At 61.0% G+C, this 19,574-nt stretch carries 21 protein-coding genes; 11 read left to right on the top strand and 10 right to left on the bottom strand.

The window, feature by feature from the left end:
• Positions 1-122: 122 nt before the first annotated feature.
• The gene (locus E7T10_RS03350; RefSeq protein ID WP_137720725.1) at positions 123-314 is read right to left on the bottom strand and encodes a hypothetical protein; all 192 of its coding nucleotides are present in this window, start codon (positions 312-314) and stop codon (positions 123-125) included.
• A 60-nt stretch (positions 315-374) separates the two neighbouring features.
• Between E7T10_RS03350 and E7T10_RS03345 the strand changes: the two genes are divergently transcribed.
• The 3 genes from E7T10_RS03345 to E7T10_RS03335 all read left to right on the top strand — a co-directional run bounded on the left by E7T10_RS03345 (position 375) and on the right by E7T10_RS03335 (position 3,052).
• On the top strand, positions 375-995 hold the full coding sequence (locus E7T10_RS03345) for a glycoside hydrolase family 19 protein (protein ID WP_137720724.1): 621 nt from the start codon (positions 375-377) through the stop codon (positions 993-995).
• Positions 992-1,363: a hypothetical protein gene (locus E7T10_RS03340; protein ID WP_137720723.1), complete on the top strand. Its 372-nt coding sequence runs from the start codon at positions 992-994 to the stop codon at positions 1,361-1,363. Before E7T10_RS03345 ends, E7T10_RS03340 begins: the two co-directional genes overlap by 4 nt.
• 504 nt (positions 1,364-1,867) lie before the next feature.
• Positions 1,868-3,052: a phytanoyl-CoA dioxygenase family protein gene (locus E7T10_RS03335; RefSeq protein ID WP_137720722.1), complete on the top strand. Its 1,185-nt coding sequence runs from the start codon at positions 1,868-1,870 to the stop codon at positions 3,050-3,052.
• Between the two features lie 98 nt (positions 3,053-3,150).
• Here E7T10_RS03335 and E7T10_RS15655 read toward each other — a convergent pair whose 3' ends face one another.
• The 5 genes from E7T10_RS15655 to E7T10_RS03315 all read right to left on the bottom strand — a co-directional run bounded on the left by E7T10_RS15655 (position 3,151) and on the right by E7T10_RS03315 (position 5,523).
• Positions 3,151-3,294 (bottom strand): hypothetical protein, encoded by a 144-nt coding sequence (locus tag E7T10_RS15655; protein WP_168189876.1) that lies wholly within the window; start codon positions 3,292-3,294, stop codon positions 3,151-3,153.
• Between the two features lie 249 nt (positions 3,295-3,543).
• Positions 3,544-3,882 carry a hypothetical protein gene (locus tag E7T10_RS03330; RefSeq protein WP_137720721.1) on the bottom strand — a complete coding sequence of 113 codons (339 nt, stop codon included), beginning with the start codon at positions 3,880-3,882 and terminating at the stop codon, positions 3,544-3,546.
• Between the two features lie 3 nt (positions 3,883-3,885).
• Complete coding sequence (locus E7T10_RS03325) at positions 3,886-4,107, bottom strand: hypothetical protein (protein ID WP_137720720.1); 222 nt, start codon at positions 4,105-4,107, stop codon at positions 3,886-3,888.
• Between the two features lie 96 nt (positions 4,108-4,203).
• A complete protein-coding gene (locus E7T10_RS03320) occupies positions 4,204-4,626 on the bottom strand; it encodes a hypothetical protein (protein WP_137720719.1) in 423 nt (140 codons plus the stop codon).
• A gap of 273 nt (positions 4,627-4,899) precedes the next feature.
• Positions 4,900-5,523: a recombinase family protein gene (locus E7T10_RS03315; RefSeq protein WP_246846086.1), complete on the bottom strand. Its 624-nt coding sequence runs from the start codon at positions 5,521-5,523 to the stop codon at positions 4,900-4,902.
• Between the two features lie 45 nt (positions 5,524-5,568).
• On the opposite strand from E7T10_RS03315, the gene E7T10_RS15875 reads away from it, so the two are divergent.
• Entirely contained in the window at positions 5,569-5,982 is a 414-nt protein-coding gene (locus tag E7T10_RS15875) for a hypothetical protein (protein WP_246846087.1), read from the top strand.
• 229 nt (positions 5,983-6,211) lie between these two features.
• On the opposite strand, the gene E7T10_RS03310 is transcribed toward E7T10_RS15875, so the two are convergent.
• The 3 genes from E7T10_RS03310 to E7T10_RS03300 form a co-directional block, all read right to left on the bottom strand.
• The gene (locus tag E7T10_RS03310; protein ID WP_137720718.1) at positions 6,212-6,475 is read right to left on the bottom strand and encodes a hypothetical protein; all 264 of its coding nucleotides are present in this window, start codon (positions 6,473-6,475) and stop codon (positions 6,212-6,214) included.
• 873 nt (positions 6,476-7,348) lie between these two features.
• On the bottom strand, positions 7,349-8,458 hold the full coding sequence (locus tag E7T10_RS03305; RefSeq protein ID WP_137720717.1) for a hypothetical protein: 1,110 nt from the start codon (positions 8,456-8,458) through the stop codon (positions 7,349-7,351).
• A 21-nt stretch (positions 8,459-8,479) separates the two neighbouring features.
• Positions 8,480-8,758: a hypothetical protein gene (locus tag E7T10_RS03300; protein WP_137720716.1), complete on the bottom strand. Its 279-nt coding sequence runs from the start codon at positions 8,756-8,758 to the stop codon at positions 8,480-8,482.
• Positions 8,759-8,915: 157 nt separating this feature from the next.
• Between E7T10_RS03300 and E7T10_RS03295 the strand changes: the two genes are divergently transcribed.
• The 5 genes from E7T10_RS03295 (at position 8,916) to E7T10_RS03275 (ending at position 16,274) form a co-directional block, all read left to right on the top strand.
• Positions 8,916-9,806 carry a hypothetical protein gene (locus E7T10_RS03295; RefSeq protein ID WP_137720715.1) on the top strand — a complete coding sequence of 297 codons (891 nt, stop codon included), beginning with the start codon at positions 8,916-8,918 and terminating at the stop codon, positions 9,804-9,806.
• A gap of 76 nt (positions 9,807-9,882) precedes the next feature.
• Complete coding sequence (locus tag E7T10_RS03290) at positions 9,883-11,382, top strand: class I SAM-dependent DNA methyltransferase (RefSeq protein WP_137720714.1); 1,500 nt, start codon at positions 9,883-9,885, stop codon at positions 11,380-11,382.
• Positions 11,372-12,469 (top strand): restriction endonuclease subunit S, encoded by a 1,098-nt coding sequence (locus E7T10_RS03285; protein ID WP_137720713.1) that lies wholly within the window; start codon positions 11,372-11,374, stop codon positions 12,467-12,469. Before E7T10_RS03290 ends, E7T10_RS03285 begins: the two co-directional genes overlap by 11 nt.
• A complete protein-coding gene (locus tag E7T10_RS03280; RefSeq protein ID WP_137720712.1) occupies positions 12,466-15,513 on the top strand; it encodes a type I restriction endonuclease subunit R in 3,048 nt (1,015 codons plus the stop codon). Before E7T10_RS03285 ends, E7T10_RS03280 begins: the two co-directional genes overlap by 4 nt.
• Positions 15,513-16,274 carry a M48 family metallopeptidase gene (locus E7T10_RS03275; RefSeq protein ID WP_137720711.1) on the top strand — a complete coding sequence of 254 codons (762 nt, stop codon included), beginning with the start codon at positions 15,513-15,515 and terminating at the stop codon, positions 16,272-16,274. Before E7T10_RS03280 ends, E7T10_RS03275 begins: the two co-directional genes overlap by 1 nt.
• A 145-nt stretch (positions 16,275-16,419) precedes the next feature.
• On the opposite strand, the gene E7T10_RS15870 is transcribed toward E7T10_RS03275, so the two are convergent.
• Positions 16,420-16,833, bottom strand: a complete 414-nt coding sequence (locus tag E7T10_RS15870; protein WP_246846087.1) for a hypothetical protein — start codon at positions 16,831-16,833, stop codon at positions 16,420-16,422.
• 45 nt (positions 16,834-16,878) lie between these two features.
• Between E7T10_RS15870 and E7T10_RS03270 the strand changes: the two genes are divergently transcribed.
• Positions 16,879-17,502 (top strand): recombinase family protein, encoded by a 624-nt coding sequence (locus tag E7T10_RS03270; RefSeq protein ID WP_246846086.1) that lies wholly within the window; start codon positions 16,879-16,881, stop codon positions 17,500-17,502.
• A 452-nt stretch (positions 17,503-17,954) separates the two neighbouring features.
• Positions 17,955-19,406, top strand: a complete 1,452-nt coding sequence (locus E7T10_RS03265) for an ATP-binding protein (protein ID WP_137720710.1) — start codon at positions 17,955-17,957, stop codon at positions 19,404-19,406.
• Positions 19,407-19,574 lie beyond the last annotated feature (168 nt).

Here is a 19,574-nt window from a genome sequence, read left to right as displayed (position 1 = left end):
GTCTTAGCTGCGAGGGGTGATCCTGTCGAATCCCTGTCCTGGTTGGCGGCCCGACCGATGTCGCCATCGGCCGAACCGCCTGCCGCAGTCCAGCACGAGCTGCAACCTGTTCGACCTACCCCTTATCGCCCGCTGTTTTCAGCGCGTCCTTGTCGCGCGGCATTCGCCTCGATCACTTCCGCCTTGCCCTCAAGATCTGTCGCCATCTGGTCCAGCAAGGCGAGCGTGCGCGGGCAGTTGATCGCCCGCTTTAGCTCCCGATAGCGGCGGGCTTCGTCTCTCAAGGCACAGGCAGCAAACAGCATTTCGACCAAACTTCGCTCGGGCTGACCGGTTCGAGCGCTGCCGCAAATTTCCATCAATGGAGACTGACCATGAGCCTGATACCGGCTGACAGGTTCCGCACGTTTGCGCCCAAGGCGACGGCTGGCACGCGCGAGGCGTTGGAGGCGGCAGCGGCTGCAAATGGATTCTCCGGCCTGGTCCTGGCCCACTGGCTAGGTCAGACGTTCGTCGAGAGCGCCGGGTTCACCACTCGCGAAGAGAACCTGAACTATTCGGTCGACGGCCTGCTGAAGATGTTCGGCCGGCACCGGATCAGCGAGGCCGATGCCCGTAAGTTCGGCCGCGCACCCGGCCGGCCAGCCCACCAGAACGCGATCGCCAATATCATCTACGGAGGCGAGTGGGGCCGCAAGAACCTGGGCAACACGGAGCCGGGCGACGGCTGGCGGTTCAGGGGTGGCGGCGAGAAGCAAATCACCGGCCGGGCCAACTATCGCGAGGCCTGGCACGAGCATGATCCGGACACCCTGCGGACTGACCCAGTCGCGTCCGCCAGAGCTGCCGCCAACTTCTTCGTCAAGCACGGTTGCATCGCTCCGGCGCTGCGAGATGACGTGAAAGGCGTGACGCTGAAGGTGAATGGCGGCACCAACGGCCTGGACGCGCGCATCGCCGCGACGACGGCAGCCAAGAAGGTCGTCGGGCTGTGAGCGCCCTGATCCGCCGCTTGGCGTCCTGGGGCGTGTCGCCCCTGTTCGCCCTCGCCTTCGTCCTGGGCGTCCTGATCGTCGCGGCTGTCGTGGTCCTGAATACGTGCGCGCCCCGGTCCGAGGTCAAGCGCGTCGAAGCGAATACCCGCGTCCTGGTCATCGACGGCGGCGCCAAGGAAACGGCGGCCGAAGAGCGCCTGAACGACATCACCACCATCAACGACCGCAAAGAGGAACGCGCCAATGCGACCGCTACGCTGCCTGACACCCGCCCTTCTGATCGCCGCATTCGCCGTGGCTGCGTCATCCTGCGCCAGCAGGGAACACGTGACGCCGATCTTCCCATCCGGTGCCGATCTGCGGGTTGAGGCCAAGCCGCAGCTGTCACCGGCCGATCTGGACAGCGACGCGGCGCTGACGGCGCATGACGACGCCGTCGAGGCTTGGGGTGATCGAGGCTGGGCGGCGGTGGGGCGGATTTGCCGCTGGGCCATGTCGAGCGGGGCGGACTTGCCATTCCGATGTCCAGCAGCAGCTGCGCCGCCGCGACCTGGCTAGAGGAAGCGCTCTCGGTGCGTCAATATCTTAAGGAGACTGTCAGCACTGATGAGAAGGTTGGCTAAGATGGTCATGGTGAACCAACGTGGGGTCTGACCCGCCGTTCCGCTATGTCCAGCGTCGAGCCTTTGCTCTACTATCAAGGCAAGCGACTTATACAAAAGAGCTCCGCCGGAGCGCTATACAAGCGGTCAGATGCCGAGAACTAGCGCCGGCAACAACTTGCCAATGACGCGTTTTGCTGCTGACACACGCCCCGCTTGACCAGGCCGCAACTTTTGGGCAGATACCCCCCCAAAATCACGGAGGGGCAAATGACGGTTGGTTATGTAGACGTATGGACTGATAACATAATTTCAGGTTGGGCCGAAACCCCGGGCGGCGGTACGCCTGCGGAGATTCGCGTTGAGATCGACGGTCGATATGTAGGCTCGGTTCTGGCTGACCTCTATCGTTCTGATTTGCAGAGAAACGTTGGGTACTCAATCGACATTTCCAACTTCCCGCGTGGGCTGGCGCGTAAAATGGCGCTTCGAGTAGGGGGCGACGACTTGGTTTTGAGGCCTACCGGGGCCGACTCCGCGCCCGAGCGGGCAACGCATAGCCTATACGGCGGCATGTGGATCGATCGGGACGGCTGGCGCGATGTTCTCGATGGGAAGATATCGAGGGGCGAGGTTGATGACGCGCTGGCGCAGCAGCTCGTAGATTTCGAGCGCGATGGCTACATCATCATCCCTGGGGCTGTGGACAAAGATTTACTCGACCGGCTCAACCGGGACATCGAAGACGTTTGGGCAGGCAAGGTCGACGGACTGAAGATTGAGTCCTACTCGGTTGACATCGGACTGTTGCGTGTCGTTCCAGTGGACAACCAGTATCGGTACGGCTCGACCAAGCTCCTCGACCCGCACTTGCGGCTGTCCTCCGCGAGGTATGCCACGTCAGCGCCCCGAGTCGTCAAATTCCTTGAAGCCATCTTCGAGGAGCGCGCGCGCGCGTTCCAGCAGCTCTGCTTCACCATGGGCTCTCAACAGCCGATCCATAAGGACACGGCATACGTGAAGGTGGACGGGAATCCGATGTCCATGGCCGCTACCTGGCTGGCGCTGGAAGACATCAGCGAAGGCACGGGCGAACTGGAATATTACGTCGGTAGCCATCGCTCGCCGGACTACGTCTTCGGCGGCATCAGCAAGTGGATGGAACACTCCCCGGGCCAGCACGAAGATTTCCTTGATAGCCTGCACCGTGACGCCGAACAGCTAGGTCAGAAGCGATCTAAGTTCCTGGGCCACGCTGGCGACGTGCTGGTCTGGCATGCCGACCTGGCGCACGGTGGGTCAAAGATTACTAACCCTGGCGTGACCAGAAAAAGCCTCGTCACCCACTACACGGCGAAATCGCACAGCCCCTTTTACATGAGGTCTCTCAACCATAAACAAGTTGAGGTGAACGGGGTATCATTTACCTCGCAGTACGGCGAGATCAACGCTTAAAGATCACGACAACAAGAGACCCCAAAGCCCCCTTCACCGGGGGCTTTTCCATGCTTGAAAGACCAGCAGAACCGTGAAACTCTCACTTTCCAGATTGTTTACCAGGCCGCTTGCGCTGCGTTCTCGGCAACCTGCGGATAACGTGATGGGTATTCCTGAAGAGTGCGTTCGGCGCCTCTGATCTTAAGTCCAGTGATGGCGTCGATCTCCTCCAGCGTCAGGTCCGGTTCGCCGGCGGCCATCGCCATAACTCCGTCAGTTGGCCCCCGCTGCCATGGTGTCCTCGGATGACGATCTGCGGCCGCCGATTGCCGCATCGCTTGCAGACCATCCTCGCGCGCATGTCCCGCAGAGGCGTGAAGCGCTGCGCTTGGGGCAGCTTCGCCCAGGCCGGGATGACGCTGCTGCCGCACTGGCAGACCAGGGCGCACTGATCGCCGCGTCGGATGTCGTCGGGCGTCGTGTCGTCGCGATAGAAGTTCAGCACGGCGTCACAGCTCCGGATCGTCGCTGATCGTCGCCTTCACGCGCGCCTCGGGCGAGTCGTGCATGGGCCAGAAGACGCCCTTCGGCTCGCCCGGCGGCGTGAACAGGAAGACCATCCGGCCGGGGCATCCGTAGCGCCGGCAGCGCGCCCAGCGGTTCCAGAGTTTCACCTGTGGCCCCGACAGTCGAATGACGACCGACAGGTCCACCCAGCAATCCAGATGGCATCGCGGGCACCGAATCGAGATCGTCCAGTGGTCGCGGCGCAGCTGCGACACCGTCATGTGCGGGGCCACGCTGAGGTGATGGCCGAGGCCCCGGTTCTCCGGCTTCTTGTAGCCCACGGCTCATCGGCGCGAGAGGCGCGCCGCGAGCCTATGGGTTTCGTCCGCCGTCATCTTGTCGAACTGGCCCATGCCCAGCGCCAAGGCGGCGCTGACCAGGCGATCGTTCTCTTCCTTCGACACATAGGCGACGTTCGACTCGGGCCCGGGCGTCGCCGTCAGGCTGGGGTGGGAAAGCCCCAGAGCTAGATCATCCAGCCTGATAGCAGACAGCGGTTTTGACATCTCGATCTCCGGCAGCGCCAACCGACCCAGAGGCCGGACCCATGACTCCGACTAAACGAGAACGCAACAAGAACATGAGCGCGTTTGCGGACGCTTTTAGGGATGGGCTAGCCCAGCCGCCCTTTGGGCCTTGCCCTCGAAATAATAGCCTTTGACGTCCGCTCTTCGGGATTTTAACGCCTCAACGTCGAATGCCACGTAAGCGATCTGGCCCGCTGCGATCGCTGCCATGAGCGGAAGAAACCGCGCAGCCGGGATTTCGGCCAAAGCTTCCACGTTGTTCTTATCGGCAAACACCGATCCTACGGGCTGATGTTCCTGTTTAGCCTTCAGGAAGTTGGGGTCTTCAAACTGCGCAGACGAACTCAGGATCACCGCGGCTACTCGGCCGGCGAACTTCGGTGGTGCCGAACATACAGCCTTGATGTCAGCACCCAAGCCTTCGCCCAAACGGCCACCGGTATTTTCGAAGCTGTAGGCCACATCGCCTGGCGGGATGAGTGTGAACTCGAACAACATGCGGCACCATTTGCGATCCGCCGCTCCTTCGAGCGGAAAATGTATTTAGGGTATCTTTTAGGGTAAGATCGCGCGTCCATGCGCAGCAGCTTAAATAGATTGAACTAATCGAAGGTGCCTGGTGGAGCCGAGGGGACGCCAGAGGTGCCGTTTTCACGGCTGCCGTGATTTTGGGCTGCACGGCCTCCAGACGGTTCGTCCTGGCCTTGGGTGACCGTAGGGGCGATCTCGTCGGTCATGAGGTCTCCAGGTGGCTCTCAGGCATTCACGTCATCATGCCGCCACGGTGGCAGCATCGGTCTGCCCTGCCGGGGCCATCGACCGTTTTACCCGTTGGACCGTGGCCGTGCTGAATCCGGTCGCCTTTGCGATCGTACGGATGGACTGGCCACGGTTCAGGCGATCGCGGACCGGCTTGAGGTCGATCGGCGCGATGGCGGGGCGGCCCAGGCGGGTGCCTTTGGCGCGAGCGCGGTCGAGCCCCGCATTGATCCTGGTCGTGATGATGGCTCGTTCGAACTCGGCGAAGACGGCCAGCATCTGGAAGAGCATACGGCCCGAGGGCGTCGAGGTATCGACGGCCTGTTGGTGCAGATAGAGGTCGCAGCCCCTGGCCTGGATGTCGGATAGGAAGGCCACCAGATCGGGCAGAGAGCGTCCCAGACGATCGACGGCGAAGGCGGCGACCATATCGACCTCTCGACGATGGACGGCCTTCATCAGAGCATCGAATCCGGGACGCTTGTCCCGGCTCTTGGCTCCGCTGATCCCGGCGTCTTCGAAGACCTGGACGATGGTCCAGCCGGATCGTTCGGCGACCTCGTTCAGGATTCGAAGCTGGTTCTCGGTCGTCTGCTGATCGGTTGAGACCCTGAGGTAAATCCCTGCGCGTTTCACGGGCGTGAGACTCCCACAGTTCTCCAGGGCGTCAAGGAAATGCTGATGTCCTCGGGCGATGGTGTGGACATGACTTCGGCTGAACCAGACCTCCAGGATGTCATGGCCGCCATCGGCGAAGTGATGTTGCGGTGGGGCTTCCTCGAAGCCGTGATGCTGGAGAAGCTCGATCAAGCGAGTGCCGTTATTCATCCAACGGCACCTCCGATTCAGCAATGGCGGCGCGCCAGCACCCATATCGGACAGCCCTTCGTTCAATGGCTGGAAGAGATCGAAAGGGCAGCAGTTGTCCGAAACCTGCTCGCTCATGGCCTCAACGGCGCGCGCTCGGTCCCACGTTGCGAGGTCTATTGCCGACAGCCAGGGGGAGCGATCACTTCCATCAGCCTCGGCGAGCTCCAGGCCGCCGCGCAAGAGATCGACGGCCTCCGTCTTCGCCTTCACCTCAACCGCGCATGACGCCCAACTCGCGTGACTCATTCACATGATTGCTGACACGCCCGGCTGTCCTGAACGGATGCCCGTACGCCGGGCTCGGAGAGAAGATTGTGCGGGCGGGATTTTGTTACGCCCGCAAGGTTGGGCCGGCGGTCCAGCTACTCGGCTACCAGACCCGCCGGCGCCCTTGAGGCGCCGGCGGACCATCTTCCAACAAATCCCAGCGATAGCGTTCCACCGTTCTGGGAAATTAGTCGATCCGCTCACCTATCCAACTGTTCGCGTAAACTTTGAATACCTCTGGATCATCGAGTTTGTTCGACTCGCAGTCGTCTTCATCATCATCACCTTTCAACCATGCATGCCAATCTGCTCGCGCACGCTGAATCGCCTCATCTTTTGACATGGCTCGAACACTCCAAGGTGAAGTATCAGAATAATCAGGGTCCCAAAGAAGAACTACATAGAAACCGGCAATGTTTAGTGCGCAGTCATAACGGAAGTAGTTATTCACTATCAAAATGTCCGTGGGCTTGATTGCCTAGAACTAGATATTAACCCATCCAGATATGGATAAGCAAAATTAAAGTACCTGCATTTCCTTGAAAATAAATAATGACTAGTGCTCAGCGATCTGGCATTCTTCTTGGAGTCTCGTTTTCACAGACATTCGAGCCACATAGTCATCCAGGGAGTAGATGCGGGCCCTCCCCTCGCGAAGCGTGGATCGGATTCGGAACCGACAGCGTGCCAGGGTGGGCAAAGAGGCGGACATCCAGCGTCGGGGAAACCACACGACTGGAGTAACGGCCCCTCCGCCTATGGGCGAAAGAGCATTGAGCAAGACGACAGGCTCCGCAGCGACATCTGCGACCTGTCGCTCCGATCGGTTCGGTTGAATGGACTAGATCGGAGGCTGGCGCCGCACAGGCGTCTAACCGTTTCGTTCCTACGATCACCGAGATCGGAAGCGATGCGCAAAGAGTTGAAGGCTACACGGGACATCTTCGGATGGGACCCAAACAAACGCCACTCCTGCGCTATCCACGCTGGCCGACACAGCACAACGCGGTGTGAGGACGGGGAAGCAGTCGCAGAGCAGGGTCTCGGGAAACCACCTGCGCGGATCAGAATCCGCGACGTGACTATTCAATAGGTTCTGAAAATCCATACGGATGAGAACTCGCACTCCCCCCTTCCAATATGACCTCTCCTCGTGAAGTCGTATTGGAGGGGGGGGATAAAGGTGTCACTTCCACCGGATGAGTGATTTGATTGCTTCGCTTCGCATTTAGGATTTTCCGCAGGTCGGCTAGGGAGCGAGCATCGCGAGCGGAAGAGACGGCCAAGGAGCGGGCCGCGCCAAGGGCGTGGAGCGCGTGATCCTTTAGGCTGGCAATAGGTCGTGCTCCGGTTCCAGTTCGGCCCACCTGGATTGACCCACGAGACCGAGTACCGTCTTCCACTCAGCCGCTAGCTTTGGACGGTCCAGGCTCGTCACACCGCGGGACTCCAGCCAAGCCCGAAAGGGCCTCTGTACTTCCGCAGGTACCCGCGAGTTACTCACGCCATACACACCCTCTACGAGCCATCCGCCGTTCGTCAGTCGGTAGAGCAAAGCCATCGCAGTAGGCAGGCCATTCGGTTCATAGACAACGTACGCCGACCTCCCGGCGATCGCGTCAACGACGCGGTGCAGGCCGCGAGCGCAGTTCCGGTACTGGATCGACTTCATCAGGAGCCGCCCAGCATCCTGGATCGGAAAGACCCCGTGCGCCGGATCGGCCTCGAACGGCAAACCTGGAAATCGACAACGTTTAATCCAAGCCGTGATGAACTGCTCAACCTTCCGGTCTTCCCCTCCATCCGTCGCGGCAGCGACAAGTGCGGCCTCGTGCTCGCGATCAGAAACCGAACGGACCGCCGCCAAGGCGGAGTTGATCGCCCTCACCTCTTCGAGCGACGACAGCCGCGCGAAGAATCCCACGTGGAGGAGCGCGGCATCGATCTCCAGCAGCATTTCAATCTTTGCCTCGGTCAAGCAGCCGAGATGCTGGGCGACTTTTCGGCGGTGCCGCAAAGCCGGGTCGGCGAACAGCGCGAAATATTTTTCGTACGTTTCCGGAAGTGAAAATGCGTCTGGCCCCAACCGGCGGAGCCCGCCCAGGTAGCCGTCCGGACAATGTCCGAAGGCTGCGCGTGCCAAGCCACGCAGATCGTGGGTGATCAGAAGTTCAGAAAGAGCGGCCCGCGATTCATGCAATCGTGCCGGAGCGAGTTGAGCAACAATCGCTTCGGGATGATCGAGCCAACCATGCGCCGAAAGGGCGAATACGACCTGCCGGCGTTCCATCCCAGCTTCGCACAGCACCCACGCCAGGAAATTCGCGCCTAATTCCCGAATAGCAGCAAGGGCCCAAGGGGAGGAGATAGGGAGAGGCTCTCTTGCGCAGCGGGACATCACCTGCGCTTTAGTATAAAGCAGTAATTTTGTCAATTAAATCAATATCTTGATGGCCTAGGCCCGACGGCCATGACTTCCGAAGCTGCATGCGAACTCAAACGCGTCGGCATCAGACTCGAATGCGAACTCCACCTGCCCCGTTGCGTCATGGATTTTCCGCTTTGCGGCTCCCCGACGACCGGGTTGGCTCAGCCAGCCTGAAGCGGTCTCGATCTCCGCCGCATCGCTTTCGACCGACGGGTTGAGAGTTAGGATGACTTTGTGCGGACAGCCGGTATCCCAATCGGCGAAACCTGACTCTGCCCGGCCTGAAAAGAAGTTGAGTATCTGCATAGGGATATTTAGCGGCCTCGGGAGCACGCAAGGCCAATCACCTCCCAGTTGTGTCCGGAGCCTTTCCGGCCTTCACTGGCATTCGGAAATTAGGGGAGTGTCGATGGCCTGTAACGCTTGGAACCACTCATCTCGCTGCAACTGCGGCTGGGGCGGCATGTCCTATGCGGTGCCGTTGGTCAGTTCAGCTCCGGACGAACACCGCGTCCAGTTCGTCAACCCGAACGCCCGTTGCCCGGTTTGTGGAGTAGGCGTGTACTTTTACCGCTCTGAGAACGGCGGTTCGGTCTACTTCGACTCATTGGGATGGCCATGGCCCAAGCATCCCTGCATGGATCGGGGCGAGACGCGCTCAGTGATCGCGGGGGTCGCTGGCGCCGCGACGAAGGTGCCCACTCGCCCGCCGCCCGAAGCAGCTCCAGGCGATTGGGTCCCCTTTGAGATCATAACGGTCATGCATGGCGACGGTCGCACAATCCTCGTCGGACGGCCCGACCAGCATGTGGCATCGGTCGGCATCGGCATCAGTAAGGTAGTGCTCACCACGAGAGATATGCCAGCGTTCATAAGGGCGAAGCCGGAGCGTCGGGGGATCATCGAACTCACCACCCTCAATGACCTCGAACCGCTTGAAATTGACGCATTCCTCGACTGCACGGAACTGGATGAAGTCACGGCTTGGGAGCGGGCTGTGGCCGGCTGTCACGGTGATGAGAATGCCGTGGGGCACCGCATGTCGTTTGGGCGGGCCCGCAAATACACGATCCATCCAGGAGAGTTCACCCGAGCAAACTGGTTGGGGGCGCATCACTGGTTCAGCCGTGCGGCACGAGGAGGTCATCCGTCGGCCCTCAACAACCTGGCTTCTCCCAAGATGATGGACGGCTGTGGAATTGACGAAGCGATCGCCGGCGACTTGCGACAGACGCTCTACTCGTGCGCAAAAGAGCTGGAGCAGTCCAGTGCATCCGGAGAACTACGCCACCAGGTCGCGATGCAGGAGGCCCGGCAACTGGTTGTTCGTTACGCCGGTTTGGTGACGCGGTGACGCGGTCGCCTGATATCCTAACGGCTTGACCCGCCAGCTCCCTGAGGATTCAAGGGTTGAATACGGGGGAAACTAGGTGGCCACATTTACGCAATCGGAACTCGAGCGGCACCTGTGGCAGGCGGCGGATATCCTGCGGGGTCACGTCGATGCGGGGAAGTTCAAGGACTACATCTTCGCCCTGCTGTTCTACCGGCGCCTCTGCGACGTGTGGGATGAGGAGTTCGAGGTATTGCTGGCCGAGACCGGCGACCGCGAGGAGGCGGCTGATCCTGACGAGCACCGCTTCCACGTTCCGCCGCAGCATCATTGGAATGAGGTCAGGAAGCACGCCACCCAGATCGGCCAGCATCTGAACAACGCTTTCGCGGCCTTGGAAGACGCGAACCTGCGTCTGCGGGGCGTGTTCGGCGACGTGGACTTTGCGAACCAAGAGCGTTTCCCCGACGCCCGCCTGGAGAAGCTGCTCGCCCACTTCGAGAAGCATCGACTGCGGAATAGCGACGTGCCGCCCGACATGCTGGGCGACGCCTACATGTATCTGATCGAGCAGTTCGCCGAGGGCGCGGGCAAGAAGGGCGGCGAGTTCTACACGCCCCGGCAGGTCGTGAAGCTGATCGTCGAATGCCTCGATCCCCAGCCGGGAATGTCGATCTACGACCCCACCTGCGGCTCGGGCGGCATGCTGCTGGAGGCCGCCCAGCACCTAAAGGACAAGAGCCAAGACCCGCGCAGCCTGTCCCTCTACGGGCAGGAGAAGGAACTCGACACCTGGGCCATCGCCCAGATCAACCTGTTCCTCCACGACATCGACGACGCCTTCATCGCCAAGGGCGACACCCTCCTTGACCCCAAGCGATACGATCCGCGCGCGCAGGAGTTCACGCCCGGCGTCGGCGCCTATGATCGCGTGCTGGCCAATCCGCCATTCTCACAGAAGGTCTGGGGCCACGAGGTCTGGACCAATGGCGATCCGTTCGGTCGTGACCAATATGGCGTGCCGCCCAAGGGCTACGGCGATCTCGCCTTCGTCCAACACATGGTCGCTTCGCTGAAGGACGACGGCATGCTGGGCGTGGTGGTGCCACACGGGGTGCTGTTCCGGGGCGGCGCCGAGGGTCGCATCCGTGAGGCCATGCTGAAGGCCGACATCATCGAGGCGGTGATCGGGCTGGCGCCCAACCTGTTTTATGGCGCGGGCATCCCGGCGGCGATCATGATCATCCGCAAGACCAAGCCCGCCGAGCGGAAGGGCAAGGTGCTGGTCATCAACGGCGACGCCACCTTCACGCCGGGCAAAGCGCAGAACCATTTGACCGACGCCGATGTGCGGACGCTGGCCGACGCCTTCCACGGTTTCGCCGACATCGAGAAGCTGGCGCGTGTGGTGCCGGTCGATGAGATCGAAGCCAATGGCTTCAACCTGAACATCAGCCGCTACGTTCAGACCGGTGCGGACAGCGAGGCGGTGGATGTCGCCGCCGAGGTGGCCAAGCTGAAAGACCTGATCGCCAAGCGCAACGAGGCCGAGGTGGTGATGTTCGGCCACCTCAAGAGGCTCGGCTATGTCGGGTGAGGTGCCGGATGGATGGAGTTCGGCCACACTCGGCGACGTGATCCGCTTGGAATACGGCCGCGCTCTTTCGGCCTCCGCGCGCGCACCGGGCCCGATCCCCGTCTACGGCTCAAATGGGGTATGCGGCCAGCATTCCGTTGCGCTCGTGAACAAGCGCGGCATCGTTGTCGGTCGCAAGGGAACGGCTGGATCGGTGACTGTCACGACAGGCCCGTTCTGGCCAATCGACACGACTTACTTCGTCGTTCCTCGCGTGGCAGCTGATTTCGATTGGCTGGCGGCTACGCTGGAACACGCCCGCTTATCCGAGTTGAACGAAGCGACCGGGGTGCCCGGCCTGAACCGGGACAAGGCTTACGTCCAGCCTATTCTCGTCCCTCCGCTGGAGGAGCAGCGGCGGATCGCCGAGGTGCTTCGCTCTGTGCACGATGTGTTGCAAGCTGCCGATAGGGCGAGGCACGCTGCGAACTCGGTTTTCAGAGCATCCTTGGGCGAGATGTTGGATGGTGACGCAGCTGACTGGCCAAAGACGCGCCTTGGCCAAGTAGCCGAGTTCATCAACGGCCGAGGCTTTAAACCTCACGAATGGGAAAGCACCGGCCTACCCATCATTCGCATTCAGAATCTCAACGGCGGCACCGAGTTCAACTTCTACTCCGGCGCATATAATCCGAAGATAAGGGTGGGCACTGGAGAGCTTTTGTTCGCTTGGTCCGGAAGCCGAGGCACATCGTTCGGCCCGCACATCTGGAAAGGGCCAGAGGGGTTGCTAAACTACCATACATGGAAAGTTGTCCCGACATCGAAATCTGACGCCCAGTTTCTCTACTTCTCCCTGCTCCGACTGACCAAACAGATCGAAGAGGAGGCGCATGGAGCTTCGGCCCTCGTCCATACACAAAAGGCGAATATCGTCGATTATGAAACAGGCTGGCCATCGCGTGAGGTGAGAATGGAGGTGGCTTCCACCCTTTCAGAAATGGAAAATGCTCGGTCCGCTGCCAATGTGACCTTCGAACAGGCTCGCGCGCTTCGCCAGCATATCGCGTCAGACCTCCTCTCCGGCCGCGTCAGAGTGCCCGCATGAGCGAATACCGCCTCGCCGAGAAGCCTGCGCTCGATGCCCTGACCGCCATGCGCTACGTCGCACTTCATCACGAGGCGGCGATGCTGATGCGGCAGGAGGCGAACCGCGTCCTGCTGAAGCCGGTGCTGGTCGAGGCCCTTCAGGCTCTGAACGAAGGGCTGGGCGCCGAGGATGCGGAGGCGATCTACAGCGACCTGTCCACTCTGTCTGACAATGAGGAATGGCAGCGGCGACTGCGCGGCGCCTATTCCCGGCGGCTGAAGGGAGAGGCCAAGGACAGGCCGGTCGCCCTGATCGACTTCAAGCAGCCCGATAGGAACCGCTACCACGTCGTGCGCCAGTTCAAGGTCGAGGCGCAGCGGTCGCGCATCGCCGATCTGGTGGTGTTCGTGAACGGCATCCCGCTGGTCGTAGTTGAGGCGAAATGCCCGCTGAAGGCGGCAGATCGTTCCGGTCAGGCATTCGAGCAAATCAAGCAGTATGAGCGCGACATCCCGCGCCTGTTCTACCCTAACGCCCTCAGCATCGTCACAGATGGCATGGCGACGCTGTATGGCGCGACCGGCGCCCCGGCGAAGTTCTACGCCCCGTGGCCCGACCCGTGGCCGCGCTCACGCGACGAGTTCGCTGACGATCTGACCAAAGACCTGTGGTGTCTGCTGGAACCTTCCCGGCTGTTGGACCTGCTGGCCCACTTCATCGTCTTCGAAAGCGATCCCGACACCGGACGACGGATCAAGAAGGTCTGCCGTTATCAGCAGTTCCGGGCCGTCAACAAGGCGGTGAACCGCGTGGCCGAGGGGACCAAAAAGAAGGGCCTGATCTGGCACACCCAAGGCTCGGGCAAGAGCCTGACGATGGTCTTCCTCGCCCTGAAGCTGAAGACTCATCTGACGCTGAACGCGCCGACGCTCCAGAACCCGAACATCCTCGTCCTGACCGACCGCATTGATCTGGACGATCAGATATCCAAGACCTTCGTCGCCTGCGGTCTGCCCAACCCGAAGCAAGCGGGAGATGTGAAGGCGTTGCGCGAGGCGGTGGCGCGCGGCGGCTCGGGTCAAATCCTGCTCTCGACCATCTTCAAGTTCCAGGGCTCCAAGGAGTCGATCCCAAACTCGCAGGACTGGATTGTGCTGGTGGACGAGTGCCACCGAACCCAAGAGAAAGACCTTGGCGCCTTCCTCCAGGCGACGCTGCCGGACGCTCGATTCTTCGGCTTCACAGGCACCCCGATCAAAAAGGCCGACAAGGACACCTACGCCCGCTTCAGCGAGGCGGGGGAGACCTACCTCGACAAATACGGGATCGACGACGCCGTGCGCGACGGTGCCACCGTGCCTATCCTCTACGAGGGCCGGAAAACCGAATGGTCGATCAACGAGGCCGAGATCGACATCCTGTTCGACCGCTGGTTCGTCGATCTGTCCGACGAGAAGCGCGAGAAGCTGAAGCAAAAGGGTGTCAGCCTCGCGCTGATCGCCAAGCACCCGGAGCGCATCCGGCTGATCGCGCGAGACATCCGGGAGCACTTCAACGAGACCTGTCGCCCGGACGGGTTCAAGGCCCAGATCGTCGCCATCGACCGCGAGTCGGTCGTGCTCTACCGGTTGGCCTTGGCCGGGGTAATTGCCTCTGATCTGGTGAAGGACGGCATGGCGGAGGCGGACGCGGCGGCTAAGGCCGAGCGGATGATCGCGTGCGTTTTCTCCAAGAGCCAAGAGGACGACAAGCCGAGCGAGGATGCGGACATCGAAGCCGTCCGTGCCGAACTGCGCGCCCATTACCTTGATGCAGACGGGGAGAAGGCGGCCAAGAAGGCTTTCAAGGGCAGCGGCGATGAGCCGAGCTTCCTGATCGTCTGCGACAAGCTGCTGACCGGCTTCGACGCGCCCAACGAGCACGTCATGTATCTGGACAAGCCGCTGCGCGAGCATGGGCTGCTTCAAGCCATCGCGCGCACCAACCGCACATGCTCGATCAAGCGACCGGACGGCTCGACGGTCGACAAGCCGCACGGTCGGATCGTGGACTACATCGGCGTCACCCAACACCTCGACGACGCCCTGTCCTCCTACCGCGCCGACGACGTTCAGAACGCGCTGCGCGACCTCGACGTGCTGCGCCGCGACCTGCGGAAGACCCACGCAGAGTTCATGCGCCAGCGGCGGCTGCTCGGCCTCGACGGCATGGACGAGAAGGCCGCCGCCTACGCCATTGAGAAGCTGGTGGCCGATGGTCGTGAGGACGACTGGTTCGAGCTTCTGCGGCTGGGCCGCCACTTCGTGCGGACCTATGGCGACCTGTCGCCCGATCCGGCGATCCTCGACTTCACCGAGGATATGAAATGGGCCGCGACTTTCCTGCGGCTGGCCCAACAGGCGATCACCAAGGACGAGAGCCTCGATCACCTGACCTACTCGGGCAAGATCAAAGACATGCTGGAGGAGCACGTCCGGGCCACCGGCCTGACGACGACCGTCCGCCTTCGGAACATCACGGACCCCGAGTTCAAGGGCGACTTCGATACTGAAGGGAAACCGGACGAAGAACTGCACGAAGCATTCGTTCGGAAGGCCGCCGAACTGAAGCGGGTCACCCGCGAACTCGTGGACAAGAACCCCGCCCAATATGGCCGCTTCTCTGAACGTGTGCTGGAGATCATCCGCCGGTTCGAAGAAGGCCAGATTGCCGCCGCCGAGGGACTGAAGGACTTCGAAGACCTGACGGGCGGGATCGAAGCCGAGGCCGGGGCCCATGCCGAGCTGGGAATGGACAAGCGCGCTTTCGCGATTCTGCGGATCATGGAGCCGCACGTCACGGACGCGGACCACGCGGCGATCCATGCCGTCGCCGTGGAGATCGGAGACCTCTACGCCCAGGCGCAGGCTAGCCAGCCGTCGTGGTTTTTCATGGACGGCTACAAGAAGGAACTGCGGCGCGAGGTCCGCAAATTCCTTCGGCGTCTGAACCTCGGCGACGCCAGCACGGTGCGCGACGAGATCGAAGCCTATTCGGTGCACGCCTACGCCGAGGGTCGCTGATGGGCGTGGTGCGCATCGGCCAGACCGAGGTCGCCTTTGAACTTCGGCGATCCGCAGCCGCTTCGGAGCGGCGGATCACGGTCACACCCGGCCATGTCGAAGTCCTGGTTCTGACGACGGACGACGACGCGGAGATCGACGCCTTCCTGACCCGCAAGCGGCAGTGGCTGTTCAACACCCTGCGCGAGCTTGAGGCGGTCGTGACGAAGCGGGCAGTCGTGCCGCGGTTCATGACGGGCTCGAAGATTCCCTATCGCGGACGAATGGCGAAGCTGACCGTGCGGCGGCATGACGGGCCACACATCGAGATCGCCTTCAAGAACGGCTTCGTCGTGGACCTTCCCACGTGGGTCCGAGGCGAGGATCAGGACGGGATCGTTGCCACCGAAATCAAGCTATGGCTCAAGCGGCGCGTGCGGCGCGACGTGATGGAGATCGCCGCCGCGTATCGACGGCGGTTCGACCTCAAGCCTCGAACCATCCGCGTGGCCGACATGAAGACCGGCTGGGGTGCCTGTGGCCCGACAGGGGCCATCCTGATTAACTGGACCCTCGTCTTCGCGCCCAAGGCGGTGCTCGAATATGTGGTCGCGCACGAACTGGTTCACCTGAAGGTTCGATCCCATGGGCCGGATTTCTGGGCTGCGTTAGCGGAGATCATGCCAGCCTATCATCGAGCGAAAGCGTGGCTCGATTTGAACCAAGGAGCCTTGGACGATGATTTCCTTACCTCCGCTCAAGGGCGCCGGCGGGTCTGGTAGCCGAGTAGCTGGACCGCCGGCCCAACCTTGCGGGCGTAACAAAATCCCGCCCGCACAATCTTCTCTCCGAGCCCGGCGTACGGGCATCCGTTCAGGACAGCCGGGCGTGTCAGCAATCATGTGAATGAGTCACGCGAGTTGGGCGTCATGCGCGGTTGAGGTGAAGGCGAAGACGGAGGCCGTCGATCTCTTGCGCGGCGGCCTGGAGCTCGCCGAGGCTGATGGAAGTGATCGCTCCCCCTGGCTGTCGGCAATAGACCTCGCAACGTGGGACCGAGCGCGCGCCGTTGAGGCCATGAGCGAGCAGGTTTCGGACAACTGCTGCCCTTTCGATCTCTTCCAGCCATTGAACGAAGGGCTGTCCGATATGGGTGCTGGCGCGCCGCCATTGCTGAATCGGAGGTGCCGTTGGATGAATAACGGCACTCGCTTGATCGAGCTTCTCCAGCATCACGGCTTCGAGGAAGCCCCACCGCAACATCACTTCGCCGATGGCGGCCATGACATCCTGGAGGTCTGGTTCAGCCGAAGTCATGTCCACACCATCGCCCGAGGACATCAGCATTTCCTTGACGCCCTGGAGAACTGTGGGAGTCTCACGCCCGTGAAACGCGCAGGGATTTACCTCAGGGTCTCAACCGATCAGCAGACGACCGAGAACCAGCTTCGAATCCTGAACGAGGTCGCCGAACGATCCGGCTGGACCATCGTCCAGGTCTTCGAAGACGCCGGGATCAGCGGAGCCAAGAGCCGGGACAAGCGTCCCGGATTCGATGCTCTGATGAAGGCCGTCCATCGTCGAGAGGTCGATATGGTCGCCGCCTTCGCCGTCGATCGTCTGGGACGCTCTCTGCCCGATCTGGTGGCCTTCCTATCCGACATCCAGGCCAGGGGCTGCGACCTCTATCTGCACCAACAGGCCGTCGATACCTCGACGCCCTCGGGCCGTATGCTCTTCCAGATGCTGGCCGTCTTCGCCGAGTTCGAACGAGCCATCATCACGACCAGGATCAATGCGGGGCTCGACCGCGCTCGCGCCAAAGGCACCCGCCTGGGCCGCCCCGCCATCGCGCCGATCGACCTCAAGCCGGTCCGCGATCGCCTGAACCGTGGCCAGTCCATCCGTACGATCGCAAAGGCGACCGGATTCAGCACGGCCACGGTCCAACGGGTAAAACGGTCGATGGCCCCGGCAGGGCAGACCGATGCTGCCACCGTGGCGGCATGATGACGTGAATGCCTGAGAGCCACCTGGAGACCTCATGACCGACGAGATCGCCCCTACGGTCACCCAAGGCCAGGACGAACCGTCTGGAGGCCGTGCAGCCCAAAATCACGGCAGCCGTGAAAACGGCACCTCTGGCGTCCCCTCGGCTCCACCAAATCCTTGCTCCACAAGGGTTTGGACGGAAACAGGCGATAAAACTGACACCACGCTGCTACACACGGCTTCCAAGCGACCGTCGAAAAAGCGTTCTCATACAGTTAGTTCACTGTCGCGAGACTGTAGCACCACCTCGTCGCACACACCGTTCAAACGGCCTCTTCAACCGTCCCCTCGGTCATCTGATGCTCGGCGTCGGCAATCGTCTGGCCTGATCGTTCGGGGATCGACCTACTATCTTCGGCTTCGTGTTCCGCGTTGACGCAAAGCTTGTGCAACTCGTGTAGGGTGTCTGAATGGATTCTGATCGCCTGAAGATGTTGATTGCCGACCTCCGAAAACTCCCGGCCGAAACGGACTGGGCGGAGTTCAAGCACAACAATCTTGATCCAGAGCGAATGGGTAAGACGATCTCCGCCATTGCCAACGCTGCTTGTCTGGCTGGTCAACAATCAGGTTACTTGGTGTGGGGCATCCGCGACGATGACCACGAGATCGTCGGCACTTCTTTCGAGCCCAGCACGGAGAAAAAGGGAAACGAGCCGCTGGAATTCTGGCTCGGAAAAAATCTGATCCCCAGCCCATCGTTGCGCTTCCACACCGCCTCGTTCGAGGAGGGGCGTGTCGTGGTTTTGGAGATACCGTCCGCACGAATGGTATCGATCAAGTTCCAAGACATTCCCTACATTCGGATAGGCAGCGCGACTCCGAAGCTTACCGATTATCCAGAGCGTGAGGCTGACCTACTTGGAAAGCTGCGCCCATTCGCTTGGGAGACGGGAGTCGCGGCGACCTTTCAAACAGCAGATGACGTTCTGGCCGCTTTGGATCACGAAGCGTTCTTCAATCTTCTGGGCGAGAAGGCGCCCTCTACCGATGATGGCGTCTTGGAGCGATTTGCAGCCGACAGGTTGATTTCGAAAGATGTCGGGGATCGCTGGAATATCCTCAATCTGGGAGCGATCCTTATCGCTCGTCGTCTGGACGCCTTCCCTGCGATTGCGCGAAAAGCTCTGCGCGTCGTTCAGTATGACGGTGTGAGCAAGGGCAAAACCCTCCGCACTCAGGAGGGTGTTCGAGGCTACGCTGCTGGCTTCACCGGTATGCTGAAGTTTATCGATGATCTCCTGCCTATGGAGGAGCGGATCGAGAATGGTCTTCGATCAAGTCACCGCGCCTACCCGCAGATTGCGATCCGTGAGTTGATCGCCAACGCACTTGTCCACCAAGATATGACGATCAGTGGCACGAGCCCGATTGTAGAAATTTACGCAGATCGAATCGAGATTTCCAATCCGGGCGTTCCGGTCAACGAAATGATCCGAAAGCTTTTCGGAGCCCCACCTCGGTCCCGAAACGAGCACCTCGCCAGTCTGATGCGACGCATGGGCATGTGTGAGGAGTTGGGCTCGGGGCTTGTCAAAGTGGTAGAAGCTACCGAGCAATATAGACTGCCCGCCCCCAACTTTGAGACCGTGGACGGGACGACCAGAGTGACCCTGCTGGGACCAAAATCCTTTGCCGAGTTGGACCGGCAACAACGGGTTGAAATCTGTTATCAGCATGCTTGCCTACGCCGCCACGAGCGCAAGCGCATGACGAACGCCAGTCTGCGAGAACGCTTTGGAATCGAAGACCAGAACGCTGCTCAGGTGTCCCGCGTTATCCGTGAAGCTATGGATGAAGGACTGATACGTCCTGCCGATTCTGATCGGCCCAAAAGTGGCTATGTGCCTTTCTGGGATTAGACGTGCGTTGAGGTCCCGCGAGACATTTGATCGTGATTTGATTCGTAGAGGTCGAAACAGGCTCCACAAACCGCTTGACTCCGATTCAACAAGGCTTTGATGCCGAGATTCAGCTTCTGATTTGTTGCGATCAATTTGATTGAAGCACGGGAGTTGCAGCCTTTGGGG

This window comes from Brevundimonas sp. SGAir0440 (genome assembly GCF_005484585.1).
Classification (GTDB): Bacteria; Pseudomonadota; Alphaproteobacteria; order Caulobacterales; family Caulobacteraceae; genus Brevundimonas.
Note: the sequence above shows the minus strand (reverse complement) of the source record. Positions and strands in the feature narration are given on the sequence as shown.